The sequence below is a fragment of the Panacagrimonas perspica genome (assembly GCF_004364935.1).
Classification (GTDB): Bacteria; Pseudomonadota; Gammaproteobacteria; order Nevskiales; family Nevskiaceae; genus Panacagrimonas; species Panacagrimonas perspica.
The window spans coordinates 33533-47076 of record NZ_SOBT01000012.1; the positions used below are offsets into that span (position 1 = coordinate 33533).

The following is a 13544-nucleotide window of genomic DNA, read 5'->3' on the forward strand; positions in this document are numbered from 1 at the left end:
CCCGGGCTACGGGATGGGCTCTCAGCTCCATGCGAGTTCGCCGGAAGCCAGGCGCAGCAGCAGGAGTGCCGATAGCTTCGCGCGCTCGGTGAGGCTGGACACGCGCATCCACTCGCGCTCCGAATGGATGTCGCCGCCGACGACGCCGAGGTTGTCGATGTTCGGCAGTCCGGCCGCATGCAGGTTATTGCCGTCGCAGCATCCGCCGGTGGGCTTGAATTCGAGTGACAGGCCGAGCGTTCGGCCGCAATCGCCGATCAGCGCCGCGAGGCGTCGATTGCGCTCGTCGAAGGGCTTGGCGGGGCGCGTGAAGCCGCCGCGCAGTTCCACCGAGATGCCGTCGACGGCGTTGGCGCGCGTCAGCAAGAGGTCCAGTTGCTCGTGCAGCCAGCAGCCGTCGTCCGGCCCCGTCGCGCGCACGTTGAACTTGAACACCGCGAGGTCGGGCACGATGTTGAGCGCGCCGCCGCCATGCAGGTAACCGGGGTTGATCGTCACGCCCTCGCGCTGGCCGTTGAGCGCGTTGACGCCGTCGACGAGCCGCGCGCAGGCGGCCAGGGCATTGCGTCCGGCCGCGAAGTCGCGACCGGCGTGCGCCGCGCGACCGTGGACGACCACGTCGAAGTTGCCGCTGCCTTTTCGCGCGCCGACCAGATGTCCGTCCGGCAGCGCGGGTTCGTAGACCAGGCCGAGGTGATGACGCGCCGCAGCTTCGGCCAGCAGTGCGGCGGACGAGGCCGAACCGATCTCCTCGTCCGGGTTGAGCAGCACCTCCCAGCCGATGCGATCGCGATGCGGCGATTGTTCGAGCGCCGCGAGCGCCGCCCACATCGCCAGCAGGCCGCCCTTGAGATCCGCCACACCCGGTCCGCGCAGCACGTCGTCCGCCGGCGATATGACGCTCTGGAAAGCGGAATCGGCCGGGTAGACGGTGTCCAGGTGCCCGCACAGGAACACGCGCAGCGGCGCCTCGGGGCGCTTGCGCAGGCGCACCGCCCGTCCGACCGGGCGCGCATGCAGCAGGCCGTCGTCACCGGTCGACGCGAACGGCGCCAGATCGATGAACTCCGTGGTCGCACCCAGCGAAGCGAACCGGTCCGCCATGTCGCGACCGACTGCGTTCACGCCCGCGACGTTGAAGCTGCCGGAATTCTGGTCGGCGAGACGCACGAGGAACTCGCGCATCGCGGGAAGCTGCGCGTCGATCCAGTCCAGCGGGTTCGCCAGAGCGTTCACGGTGCGAGTGTAGAACGTTGCGACTCCGTAGCCCGGACGTTGAATTTCGCGAAGCGAAAGAGCCGGGAGGGCGACCGCCCGGGACTCCATCCGGGCTACCCTGTAGACGTCCCTGACGAGCGAGGCGCCGTGCAACGCCGACACTTTCTCGCGCTGCCGCTGCTGCTGGCTCCCGGGTTGCTGCGTGCGCGGGAACCCGGGCTGTGGGAGCAGTCGACGCTCAACCAGATCCTCAAGCGCGGCGAACTGCGCGTGGGACTGGAAGCGGGCTACATGCCGTTCGAGATGCTCGACCGCAACGGTAATCTCATCGGCTTCGACATCGACCTTGCGCGCAAGATGGCCTCGGTGATGAAGGTCAAGGTGCGCTTCGTCAACACGCAGTGGGACGGCATCATCCCGGCGCTGCTCACCGACAAGTTCGACCTGCTGATGGGCGGCATGACGATCACGCCCGAGCGCAACCTGCAGGTGAACTTCACGCGCCCGTACATCGTGATCGGACAGACCGCGCTGCTGGCCAAGAAGCTCGAGGGAAAGATCACGCAGCACACGCAGCTGGACGATCCGAAATACATCATCACCAGCAAGCTCGGGACCTCGGGCGATCTCGCGGCCCGGCGATTCTTCCCGCGTGCCCAGCTCAAGCGTTTCGAGAGCGAGGCCGACGCCTCGCTCGAAGTGCGCAACGGTCGCGCCGATGCGTTCATCTACGACTTCCCGTTCAACGCGATCTACGCGTTGCGCTATGCCGGCAACGTTGCGCATCTCGCCGAGCCGTTCACGAAGGAGAACCTGGGCTGGGCGATCCGCAAGGGCGATCCGGATTTCCTCAACTGGCTCGACAATTTTCTCGACGCGATCCGCAACGACGGCACCTACGACCTGCTCTACAAGCGCTGGTTCGACAGCACCGCGTGGATGAAGAATCTTGAGGGCTGAGGCTTCCGATTCGCGCGGCGGGTGGGTGGGACATCTCGCCGCGGCCATCGTGGTTCTCGCGGTGGGTCTGAGCCTGTATTACGCCAGCCGGCAGATCGACTACGAGTGGCGATGGGAGCGCGTTCCCCATTATCTGGTCGAGACCGGCGGCACTGAAATTCCGGCGCCGTTCGATGGCACGGTGAAGTTCGCGCCGGACGGGCAAAGCCTGACGCTGACGCCGCTGCTCGGTGGCGGCGAGCCCGTGACGGTGGCGGGTTTCGATCGCATCGAAGTGTCGGACGGCGACATCGTCTTTGCGGGCAACACGCTCGGTCGTGAACACGGCTGGTCTGCCGGACCGCTGGCGATCGGCCTGTGGATGACGCTGAAGATCTCGCTGGCGTCGCTGGTGTTCGCGCTGATCCTGGGCCTGGTCGTCGGACTGGGTCGCGTGTCCCGTCGTGTGGTGTCGCGCGACCTCGCCGCGCTCTATGTCGAAGTGATCCGCGGCACGCCGCTGCTCGTGCAGATCTTCATCTTCTACTTCTTCATCGGCACGGTGCTGTCGCTGTCCGCGTTCGCGGCAGGTGTTGCGGCCCTGTCCGTTTTCACGGCCGCCTACATCGCCGAGATCGTGCGCGGCGGCATCGAGGCCGTTCCGCGCGGGCAGACCGAAGCCGCGCGCTCGCTGGGCATGAGCGCGTTCCAGGCGATGCGCCACGTGGTCCTGCCGCAGGCGCTGCGCAGCACTTCGCCGGCGCTGGCGGGGCAGTTCATCAACCTGATCAAGGATTCTTCGTTGGTCTCGATCATGGCGCTGACGGATCTGACCAAGGCCGGGCGCGAGGTGGTGAGTTCCACGTTCAGTCCGTTCGAGGTGTGGTTCTGCGTGGCCTTGCTGTACCTGGCGCTGACCGGGACGTTGTCGTTCGCGGTGCGGCGGCTGGAACGAAGGCTGGATCGTCATGACTGACGCAAGGCTGCTGATCGAGGTGCGTCACGTCGACAAGTGTTTCGCCGGCACCGGCACGCAGGCGCTGAAGGACGTGTCGCTGTCGATCCACGCGGGCGAGGTCATCTGCATCGTCGGCCCGAGCGGCTGCGGGAAGTCGACGTTGCTGCGCACGCTCAACGTGCTCGAGCCGGTGAGCGCGGGCGAGGTCTGGATCGAGGGCGTCTCGGTGCATGCCCGCGGGGCGCGGCTGGATCGCCTGCGCACGAAGGTGGGCATGGTGTTCCAGCAGTTCAACCTGTTTCCGCACCTGGACGTGCTGGAGAACCTGATGCTCGCGCCGGTCAAGGTGCTGCGCCAGCCGGTGGCGACGGTGCGTGCCCGGGCGCTGGCGCTGCTCGAGCAGGTGGGCCTGGCCGACAAGGCGCGGTCGCGGCCGGGGCAGCTCTCGGGCGGCCAGCAGCAGCGCGTGGCCATTGCGCGGGCCCTGTGCATGCAGCCGGACGTCATGCTGTTCGATGAGCCCACCAGCGCGCTCGACCCCGAGATGGTGGGCGAGGTGCTCGACGTCATGCGGGACCTGGCGCTCAAGGGCATGACGATGTGCATCGTCACCCACGAGATGGTGTTCGCGCGGGCGGTGGGGACGCGTGCGGTGTTCATGGAGGCCGGCAGCATCGTCTGGCAGGACGCGCCGGAGCGATTCTTCTCGAACCCGGAAAATGCACGCCTGAGGGCGTTCCTGGGTCAGGCGGGCTGATGCGCCGCCGAGCAGCCCCGGGTGCGGGCGAATGCGGTCGAGGCATCCGCCGGCGAACCCGGGCTCCCCGCATGGCGTGCGAGACGGCCATCCCCCGACCTCTTAGAATTGCCGGACGTCTCCGTAGCTCAGCTGGATAGAGCGCGCCCCTCCTAAGGGCGAGGTCGCAGGTTCGACTCCCGCCGGGGACACCAATCGCTGCGCTTGAGGCGGTGTCGTGGCGACCCGGCATCTCGTGCGATCGCGCCGACGGCGCAAGCCCCTCGGCTCCTGACTGCGCGCGCTCGTCGCCTGCCTCTCCGCGGTTCGACCGAAAGCGGGGATCGTGGGACCGGGGCCCCGGTCTGCCGTTGCCGGGGACTCGAAAAACCAGACACCCGACTCGGGTTTGTCAGCCACTCGCAAACCTCGGCCAAACCTTCGAAAACACTTTCCTTTTGCCCGCGAGTCGGTTGTTTGGCCTGTACTTTCAAGATAGCATCCGGGCCATACAAAGCCGCGCCATGCTTGCGGCAGTCTGGGGGTTATATGGGTAGTCACCGTTTCCTGCGGGCTCTCTGCGCCGCCCTTTCCGCGTTGACGATCGCAGGTTGCGGAGGTGACAGGCCGACGTTCGACGGATCAGACGATGGTGGCGGGGGCACGGGAAGCCCCAAGGTTGCCGGAATCAACCTGATCGCCAGCAGCGCGACCCTTTCTTCAGATGCCGATTCGGCCGCAGAAGGCGTGCCGCTCACCGCCATCGCGGTGAATTCCGGCAACAGCGCGGTGGCCGGCGCCACCGTCAGCTTCACCGCCAGCTCGGGCGTCATCGTCGTTTCCAGTGCGACCACGGGAGCGGACGGCAGCGCCACGGCGACATTGCATACGGGCGGTGATCCGACGCCCAGAACCATCACGGTGACGGCGAAGGTCGGCGGCGCGACGCGTTCCGCGACGATCGAGGTCATTCCCGCCGGTGGTGGCGGACCCCAGTTCAGCACCATCACCCTGTCGCCAGGCTCCGCAAACCTTCCTTCGGATGCGGATACCTCGGGAGAAGGTCTGCCGCTGCAGGCCATCGTCAAGAATGCAGCGAACATCGGCGTCGCCGGTGTCCAGGTGGCCTTCGCCGCCACTTCCGGCCAGCTGGTGGGCGTGGTCGGTACGACGAATTCGGACGGTATCGCCACCGCGACGCTCACCACCGGAGGCGACCCCACGCTGCGCACCGTCACCGTCACGGCCAGCGCGGGCGGTCAGAGCGATTCCAGCACGATCAATGTCGTCAGCCCTCAAGCGGGCCAGGGTGTCTCGAAGGTCACGGTGATTTCCAGCAATCCGACGCTGGCCAATAACGCGGTCAATGCCGCCAACGGCGTGACCATCACCGCCATCATCACGGACGCCAACAACAACGCCGTGTCCGGCGTCAACGTCGGCTTCGCCGCGACGTCGGGCCAGCTGGTGAACATCGTCGGAACAACGGATGGCAGCGGCCGCGCGACGGCGGTACTCACCACCGGTGGCAATTCGACGCTGCGCACGATCAATATCACCGCGACGGTCGGCACGCTGAGCGCGAGCCTGTCGCCGCCTATCCAGGTGGTCAATTCGGCGGGCCAGGTCGGCAATCCCGCCGCCATCAATCTGTTCTCGAGCAGCGCGACCCTCGCTTCCACCGGCAATACCCAGGCTACCGGCGTCAACCTGACGGCGGTCATCACCGATCTGGGCAACCGCGTGGTGCCGGGCGTACCGGTGACCTTCACCGCGAATTCCGGCGCCATCATCGTCACGCAGGGCACCACCGACGCGAGCGGTGCGGCCCAGGCGGTGCTGACCACGGGCGGCGTGAGCACTCCGCGAAATATCCAGGTGACCGCTACCGCGGGTGGGTTCTCGTCCACCATCAACATTCAAGTGATCGCGCCCTCCGGCGGCCCCACGGTCGGAGCGATCAGCCTGATCGCCAGCAGCCTGCAGTTGCCGTCGGATGCCGACACCGCGGCCGCAGCAGGTGTGGTGACGCTGACCGCACTGGTTCGCGACGCCAACAACAACGCGGTCACCGGTGCGCCGGTGACGTTCAGCGCGACCTCCGGGCAGCTCGTCAGCATCAGCGCCACCAGCGATGCGAATGGCGTCGCCACGGCCAAGCTGACCACGGGCGGCAATCCTGCACTTCGCACCATCTCGGTGACGGCGAGTGCCGGTGGGCTCAGTTCCACGATTCAGGTGCAGGTCGTTGCCGGAGCCTCGGGTCGTTCCGTCGCCTTCGTCACGCTGAGCACGAGCAGCAGCACCTTGCTCTCGACGGCGAGCAGTCCCGCGCAGGGCGTCGCGCTGACGGCCACGGCGCTGGACTCCAGCCTCAATCCGATTCCCGGCGTGACTGTGGAGTTCGCGGCCAACGCGGGCGCCTTGGCGAACATCGTTGCCGTCACCAATGCCAACGGACAGGCGACCGCGGTGTTGACCACCGGTGGCAATACCAGCCTGCCGCCCTCCATCACGGTCAGCGCCAGGGTCGGCACGATCAGCGATTCGGAAGTGATCCAGGTGGTCAACCCGGTCAGCAACATCACGCTGATCAGTTCTTCGCCGCAGTTGCCGTCGGGCGCTGTCCTGCAGGCCAACGGCATCACGCTGACCGCCATCATCAAGGACTCGCAGGGCGTGGTGGTTGCCGGCATTCCGGTGACGTTCGCAGCGCCGGGCGCCGCGATCCAGGTCACGCGGGGCACCACGGATGCGTCGGGCACCGCCACCGCAGTGCTGACCACGGGCGGCAATCCGGCCAACCGCACGGTCAATGTGACCGCGTCGAGTTCGGGAGGGAGCAGCAATACGGTGCAGATCGCGGTGGTCGGTACGACCCTGCAGATCAATGGACCGATCACCGTGGGCGCTGGCCAGGTCCAGACCTATCAGGTGGTGTTGCGCGATTCCACGTTGGCAGGCATTCCCGGTCGCTCGGTGACCGTGACGTCCCTGCTGAACAACCTGCCGCCCGCGCCTTTGAATTCCGCTTCCGTCGTCACGGATTTCAACGGGACTGCGAGCTTCAGCTATACCGGCACCAATCCCGGCAGTGACACCTTGAGCGCTGATGCCGGAGTGCTCAACGCCACGGCCGCGCTCAATTTGACGGTCACGGCCAACCAGTTCACCTACCTGCTGCAGTGCCAGGACCTGATCGATAACGAACTCCCCGGCGACGCGGGCGTGGATTTCGGTGTCGGGGCTGGATTTGATGGCCAGTGCGCTTCAGCAACCGACGACAACGAATCCGCATTCATCGGCGACGGTCCGGTCGTGGCGATTGGTCCGCCGACGCAGGGCACGCGACTTCGGTTCGTGTACACCGAGGCCGGGGTGCCGATCGTAGGTCAGGTCGTCAGCTACAGCGTGACGCGTGGCTACCTGAACAACGTCCCGGGCATGAAGCAGGTTGTTGGGGCCATAACCGGTCCGGGCGGGGTCATCGATATCGACATCCGTTCGAATGGAAGTGACGGCGCTGGAGAAACCATCGTCTCGCTGCAGAGCGCGTCGGGAAGCTCGGTGACCAAGTCGGTGCAGATCCTGGCGAATGCTCCGGCCAACCTCGACCTTCAGGCGACCCCGGCCACCATTCCGGTATCGGGTTCGAGCACGTTGACGGCGGTCGTGCGTGACGCCAGCAACAATCTGGTGGCCAACCAGAGGGTCGACTTCCTGTTGACGGACGCCACCGGCGGAACGTTGTCGGCCGCGTCGGCAGTGACCAATTCGGGCGGCACGGCAACCGTGACGTACCGGGCTTCGACCGTTCCCAGCGCCACCAATGGCGTCGCCATCGCCGCGTCGATTCCTGCGACCGCCATCACGGATACGGCGAACATCACCGTGGGCGGGCAGGCCCTGTTCATTTCGCTGGGCACCGGCAACACCGTCGCCGAGCCTAGCCCCACGGTTTACAAGCTGCCGTATTCGGCGGTGGTGACGGATGCGGCAGGCAATCCGGCGCCTTCGAACACCACGTTCCGCTTGACCGTGATTTCCGTGGCCTACCAGAAGGGTGCGTTCGCAACTTGCGTGACGCCGCCTGGAATCTGGGTCCCCTCCTACACCGTACCCGGACCGTCCCTGAGCACCGGGTTCGGCAGCGGATGCCGGACGGAAGACGTTCCGGTCGGTTTGGGTAACGGCATTCTCGATGCGGGCGAAGACCTCAATACGAACGGCATTCTCGATCCGGGCAATGTCGTCACGGTCCCGAGCACTGTTCCGCTGGTGGACGGCGTTGCCGATTTCGATCTGACGTATCCGCAGGATCGTGCGTACTGGGTCGCGGTCACGCTCAAGGCGACGGCGTCGGTGGCGGGTTCCGAATCGGTGGCGATTACCAGCTTCGTTTTGCCGGGTGCTGCGCCCGACTATGCCGACTGCACCATCGCGCCGCCGGGACAGATCAGCCCTTACGGCACGGGTGCGAGCTGCGGCAGCACCGTCAACGCCCAGTGCTCCGATGGCGTCGACAATAGCGCCAACGGGTTGATCGATATTGCCGATCCCGGCTGTCACACCGACGGCAATGCCGCGAATCCGACGTCGTACAACCCGCTGGACAACTCCGAGGCCCTGCCGCAGTGTTCTGACGGTATCGACAATGACGCAGACACTTTTATCGATACTGCCGATCCTCAATGTCACACCGACGGCAACGCTGGGAATGCGCTGTCGTATAGCCCATTGGACAACAGCGAGGCGCCGTGATCGTCGGCGCCGATTAGAGAGGCCCGCCACCGGTTTGCGAAGACCGGTGGCGGGCCTCCGCACTTCGATGCCGAGGCAGTCGCCGGTTTGTCCGATTTGCCCGAAGCGGTTCCATGACGACCGCACGAACCATCTGATCGCGACGACCGTGCGAAATCCCGATTCGCCATCGACGACGCACGACGCAGCAACACGAAGGCTCCGTTTGATCAAACCGCGGAACTTTTGATCGGACTTTCCGATCGGACCTGATGCTGCGATGGGCCCGCAGCGTCGGCCAGCAGCACTCCTTCCCCAAAGAAAAATAATGATGAGAAAGACGCGATCAGTGAAATCGCCCAACAAGATCGCGTGCGCTCTCGTCCTGCTCGTGCAAGCGCTGTGGCCGACCCACGGCCTGGCGGCCAAGCCTCAGCCCCACGGCCCGGCAGCCAAGCCTCAGCAACCCGGCTGGACCGCCCTGCAAGGCCTCCAGCGCGACGGCGCCCGCGTCAGCGCCGTAGTGCAGAACCTCACTGGCGCCGAGCTCTACGAAACCCTCAACGCGAAGACGCGCCTGTCGCCCGCTTCGATCACCAAGCTCGTCGTCGCGGCGACCGCCTTGGAGGTCTGGCCGGCCGACAAGAGCTTCGAGACGCGCGTGATGCTCAATGGGCGCGTGCAAAGCGACGGCCGCGTGACGGGTGACCTGATCCTGAGCGGCGATGGCGATGCGACGCTCGATCATCGTGATCTGTGGACCTTGGCGGGGCAGGTGAGGGCGGCGGGCATCCGCTCGGTGAGCGGCAGCCTGGTCGCCAATCCCACGTACGGTCCGCTGGGTTGCGACAACGTGGACCGGTGCGAGGCGCTGGAGAGCAGCGACACTGCGTTCAATACGCCCTTGTCCGCACTGGCGGTCGACTTCGGCACCTGGTGCGTCGAAGTCATTCCCACGACTTCGGGCGAGCCCGCCCGGCTGCGCGCCTGTGGCGGTACGCCGTTGCCGGTGGCGGTCGAGGGCAGCATCAAGACCGGCGGGGCGCGCACCAAGGAAAACTTCTGGATCGGCCGCAGCACGGCCGACGGCGGCGACGTGCTCAAGGTCGGCGGCGTGATCGCACAGGGGGATTCCAAAGAGGTGTACCGCGCGATGTCCGACCCGGCGATGGGCGCGGCGCTGCTGCTGCGCCAGATGCTCGCGGAACTGGGCGTGACCATTGCGGGCAAGACGCGCGTGCAGTACGGGCCGCCAGCCCAGGCCGACAGCGTGCTCGCGCGCGTGCAGGGCGTGGCCCTGCGCGAGCAGCTCAGCCGGATGCTGCGATATTCGAACAACTACGTCGCCGATCTGCTGACGCTGAACATCGCGGCAGCGCGCACGCCCAAGCCGCCGTCGCAGCTATCCGAGGCATCGCTGACCTTGACCGGCGCGCTCACCCGCAATGCAACGAGCGGCAGTAGCAGTCCGCGGCTGTTCAGTGGCAGCGGCCTTACGCCGGAGAACGAGATCTCGGCCGCCGAAATGGTCTCGATGCTCGACTACCAGTACCGCAACACCGCGACCTTTCCGGCGTTCTACGGCGGGCTGGTGGTGCCGGCGCAGGCGCCGTTCGCGTTCCTGCGGGGTGGCAGCCGCGAGTGGCAGAACCGCGTGGCGCTCAAGACCGGGACGATGAACGATCCGGTCTCTGTTTGTGCCGTGGCGGGGTATCTGCGCCGCAAGGACGGGGGCTGGATGGCCTTCGCGATCCTGATCAACGGCAGCGATGCAAAACGCCACGTGCCGCTCTACAAGTCGATGGAAGCCATCCGCGCCGATATCGACGGACTGCTGGCCCGCTACTGAAGGCGCCGGCGCGGCGCGATTGTCAGGCCCCTGTCCGGGCAGTATGGTTCAGGCATACAGCGGCGATCCGGGGAGACAGCGACATGGCGAAACTCGATTCGGTGGTGGTGCGTGACTACATGACCCCGGTGGAGAAGCTCGTGAAGTTCGCTCCGCACACGGAAGTGATGGCGGCCATCAACCTGCTCGTGAAGCACCACATCAGCGGTTCGCCGGTGGTCGACGCGAATGGCCAGGTCGTCGGCATGCTCTCCGAGATGGATTGCATGCAGGTGGGCCTGATCGCGGCCGAGGACACCTGCGTCGCCGGACCCGTCAGCCAGTTCATGAAGGGCAACGTCATTTCGGTCTCCCCCGACGACAGCCTCACGCAGCTCGCGCAGATGTTCCTGAGCAAGCCTTTTCGCCGCTATCCGGTGATGGAAAACGGCAAGCTCGTCGGCCAGATCTCGCGTTCGGACGTGCTCAAGGCCATCAGCTCGCTCTGCTGATGCGGGACACGCGGTGAGAGGCACGCGCAAGGACGAGGACGACCACGACGAATCGTCGGTCCCGGTTCGACTCGACAAGTGGCTGTGGGCGGCGCGTTTCTATCGGACTCGCAGCATCGCCAAGGAGGCGATCGAATCCGGTCACGTGCGCTATGACGGCGAACGCGCCAAGGTCGGGCGTGCGGTGCGCGTGGGTGCGGTCGTCAACCTGCGCCAGGGCTTCGATGAACGCGAAGTGATCGTCAAGGGTCTGAGCGACCAGCGCCATGGCGCGCCCGAGGCGCAGCAACTCTACGAAGAAACTGCGGACAGCCTGCGCCGGAAGGAAGACGCGCGGCTGATGCGCAAGTCTGGTCCGATGTTCGACGTGGTGCGTCCCGAGCGTGACCAGCGTCGTGCTGGCACCCGTTTCAAGCGAGGAGAGTGATGACGATGGGCAGCAGCGGAAAGCTGATCGAGGACTCTGCCGGCATCGCCGCCGTGCTGGCGGCCACCCGCCGCATCGCCGTGCTCGGCATCAAGACCGAAGAGCATTCCAGTCAGCCGGCGTTCTACGTGCCGGCCTATCTTGTGCAGGCCGGCCTCGATGTCATCCCGGTGCCGGTGTACTACCCGCAGGTCACGCAGATCCTCGGGCGGCCGGTGTTTCGCAAGCTGGCGGACGTCCCCGGCGAGATCGATCTGCTCGACGTGTTCCGCCGTCCGCAGGACCTGGCGGGCCATCTCGACGAGATCCTGGCCAAGCGCCCGAAGGCGGTGTGGCTGCAGCAGGGCATTCGCGACGATGCGTTTGCCAGGAAGCTGGCCGACGCCGGTATTTCGGTCGTGCAGGATCGTTGCCTGATGGTCGAGCATCGCAACTGGGCAGGCTGACGCGCTTTTCTTCTTCAAACTTCCATCAGAAAAACCTGAGCCATGAAACGACGAGATCTCCTCGCTGCGGCCCCGGCCTTGCTCGCCGCCGGGTTCCCCTCCGCGCTGGCCTTGCTCGCCTCTCCTGCCAACGCGGCAGAACCCCTGCGCAAGCTCGGGGAAGCCGAGAAGTTCGACTACGCCACCCTCAAGGGTCGCGCGCGCACCTTGTCCGCGCAGCCGTGGAAGTCGCGCACCAGCGAACTGCCGGCCTCGGTCAGCGGCATGGACTGGGACCAGTACCAGTCGATCCGCTTCCGCGACGATCACCTGCTGTGGCGTGATTCCGATTCGTTTTTCCGCGCGGCCTTCTTCCACCTGGGCCTGTACTTCAAGTCGCCGGTCCACATGTACGAGCTGGTCGACGGCAAGGCGCAGGAATTTGCCTACGACTCCGGCATGTTCGACTACGGCAAGAGCGGCATCGATGGCAAGAAGCTGCCCAAGAACCTGGGCTTCGCAGGCTTTCGCGTGACGTATCACACCGATCGTTCGCGCGATGTCGCGGCGTTTCTCGGCGCCAGCTATTTCCGGGCAGTCGGTGGCGAGTGGCAGTACGGGCAGTCGGCGCGCGGCCTTGCCATCGATTCGGGTATGGAACGGCCCGAGGAATTTCCGGACTTCGTCGCCTACTGGCTCGAGCGGCCGGCGCCGAACTCCAACAAGCTGATCGTGTACGGCCTGCTCGATTCGCCGAGCACCACCGGCGCGTACCGTTTCGAGATCACGCCGGGACAGACGCTGACGATGGAGATCGACGCGGCGCTGTATCCGCGCAAGCCGATCGAGCGCCTGGGCATCGCGCCGCTGACCAGCATGTTCCAGACCGGCGAGAACGATCGCCGCAAGGCCAACGACTGGCGCCCGGAAATCCACGACACCGATGGTCTGGCGATCTGGAGCAGCAACGGCGAATGGGTCTGGCGTCCGCTGACCAATCCGCGCAATCGCCGTTTCAACGTCTACCAGGCCGAGAATCCGCGCGGGTTCGGATTGATGCAGCGGGACCGCGACTTCGATCACTACCAGGACGACGGCGTCTTCTACGATCGGCGCCCGAGCGTGTGGGTGGAACCGCGGGCAGGCTGGGGCAAGGGCTCGGTGCAGTTGCTGGAACTGCCGACCGTGGACGAGACCTTCGACAACATCGTCGCGTTCTGGGTGCCGGAAGCGCCGACCGCCGCGGGGCAGGAGTTGCTGTTCAGCTACCGGCTGCACTGGGGCGCCAAGCCGCCGGTGGAGCCGAATCTGGCGCAGGTCGTCGCCACGCGCACCGGCATCGGCGGCGTGATCGGCCGCAAGCGGGCGTACTACTCGGAACGTTTCGCGGTGGACTTCGCGCGCGGTGATCTGTCGCTGCTCGGACCCGACGTGAAGATCGAGCCGGTGATCAGCGTCAACCGCGGCAAGGTCGAGATCACCTCGGTGCGACCGCTGCACGCGGTGCAGGGCTATCGCGCGATGTTCGATCTGGTGCCGCCGGACGACACCGAAACGCCGATCGATATCCGGATGTACCTCAACGTCAACGGGCAGGCATTTTCCGAGACCTGGCTCTACCAGTGGTCGCCGCCGCCGGTGGCGGAGCGCAAGCTCGAATAAGAGGCCTGCGTCTGTCCGGATTCGCCTCGACTCGAATGTCGAGTGCGAATTTCGGAGGCGTCGAATTCGAGTCCGCTGCGGTCTCTCACCACAGAACCG

10 protein-coding genes and 1 tRNA gene are annotated in these 13544 nt (G+C 65.9%); 10 read left to right on the forward strand and 1 reads right to left on the reverse strand.

Features of this window, described 5'->3' with window-relative positions; all coding sequences use genetic code 11:
- Positions 1 to 21: 21 nt before the first annotated feature.
- Entirely contained in the window at positions 22 to 1236 is a 1215-nt protein-coding gene (locus DFR24_RS21775; protein WP_246051752.1) for a hydrolase, read from the reverse strand.
- A 129-nt stretch (positions 1237 to 1365) separates the two neighbouring features.
- On the opposite strand from DFR24_RS21775, the gene DFR24_RS21780 reads away from it, so the two are divergent.
- The 10 genes from DFR24_RS21780 (at position 1366) to DFR24_RS21825 (ending at position 13445) form a co-directional block, all read left to right on the forward strand.
- Positions 1366 to 2178, forward strand: coding sequence for a transporter substrate-binding domain-containing protein (locus tag DFR24_RS21780; protein WP_246051753.1), 813 nt, complete (start codon positions 1366 to 1368; stop codon positions 2176 to 2178).
- A complete protein-coding gene (locus DFR24_RS21785; RefSeq protein WP_246051754.1) occupies positions 2168 to 3133 on the forward strand; it encodes an amino acid ABC transporter permease in 966 nt (321 codons plus the stop codon). The genes DFR24_RS21780 and DFR24_RS21785 overlap by 11 nt, the downstream gene beginning before the upstream one ends.
- The gene (locus tag DFR24_RS21790) at positions 3126 to 3872 is read left to right on the forward strand and encodes an amino acid ABC transporter ATP-binding protein (RefSeq protein ID WP_133883579.1); all 747 of its coding nucleotides are present in this window, start codon (positions 3126 to 3128) and stop codon (positions 3870 to 3872) included. Before DFR24_RS21785 ends, DFR24_RS21790 begins: the two co-directional genes overlap by 8 nt.
- 117 nt (positions 3873 to 3989) lie before the next feature.
- Positions 3990 to 4066, forward strand: a tRNA-Arg gene (locus DFR24_RS21795).
- A gap of 262 nt (positions 4067 to 4328) precedes the next feature.
- Complete coding sequence (locus tag DFR24_RS21800) at positions 4329 to 8612, forward strand: Ig-like domain-containing protein (protein WP_162851372.1); 4284 nt, start codon at positions 4329 to 4331, stop codon at positions 8610 to 8612.
- A 328-nt stretch (positions 8613 to 8940) separates the two neighbouring features.
- Positions 8941 to 10440, forward strand: coding sequence for a D-alanyl-D-alanine carboxypeptidase/D-alanyl-D-alanine endopeptidase (gene dacB, locus DFR24_RS21805; RefSeq protein ID WP_162851373.1), 1500 nt, complete (start codon positions 8941 to 8943; stop codon positions 10438 to 10440).
- A gap of 83 nt (positions 10441 to 10523) precedes the next feature.
- Positions 10524 to 10931, forward strand: a complete 408-nt coding sequence (locus tag DFR24_RS21810) for a CBS domain-containing protein (protein WP_133883582.1) — start codon at positions 10524 to 10526, stop codon at positions 10929 to 10931.
- Positions 10932 to 10944: 13 nt separating this feature from the next.
- The gene (locus DFR24_RS21815) at positions 10945 to 11358 is read left to right on the forward strand and encodes an RNA-binding S4 domain-containing protein (protein ID WP_133883583.1); all 414 of its coding nucleotides are present in this window, start codon (positions 10945 to 10947) and stop codon (positions 11356 to 11358) included.
- A 5-nt stretch (positions 11359 to 11363) separates the two neighbouring features.
- Positions 11364 to 11804, forward strand: coding sequence for a CoA-binding protein (locus DFR24_RS21820; RefSeq protein ID WP_133883584.1), 441 nt, complete (start codon positions 11364 to 11366; stop codon positions 11802 to 11804).
- Between the two features lie 42 nt (positions 11805 to 11846).
- Complete coding sequence (locus DFR24_RS21825) at positions 11847 to 13445, forward strand: glucan biosynthesis protein (protein WP_133883585.1); 1599 nt, start codon at positions 11847 to 11849, stop codon at positions 13443 to 13445.
- Positions 13446 to 13544: the final 99 nt, after the last annotated feature.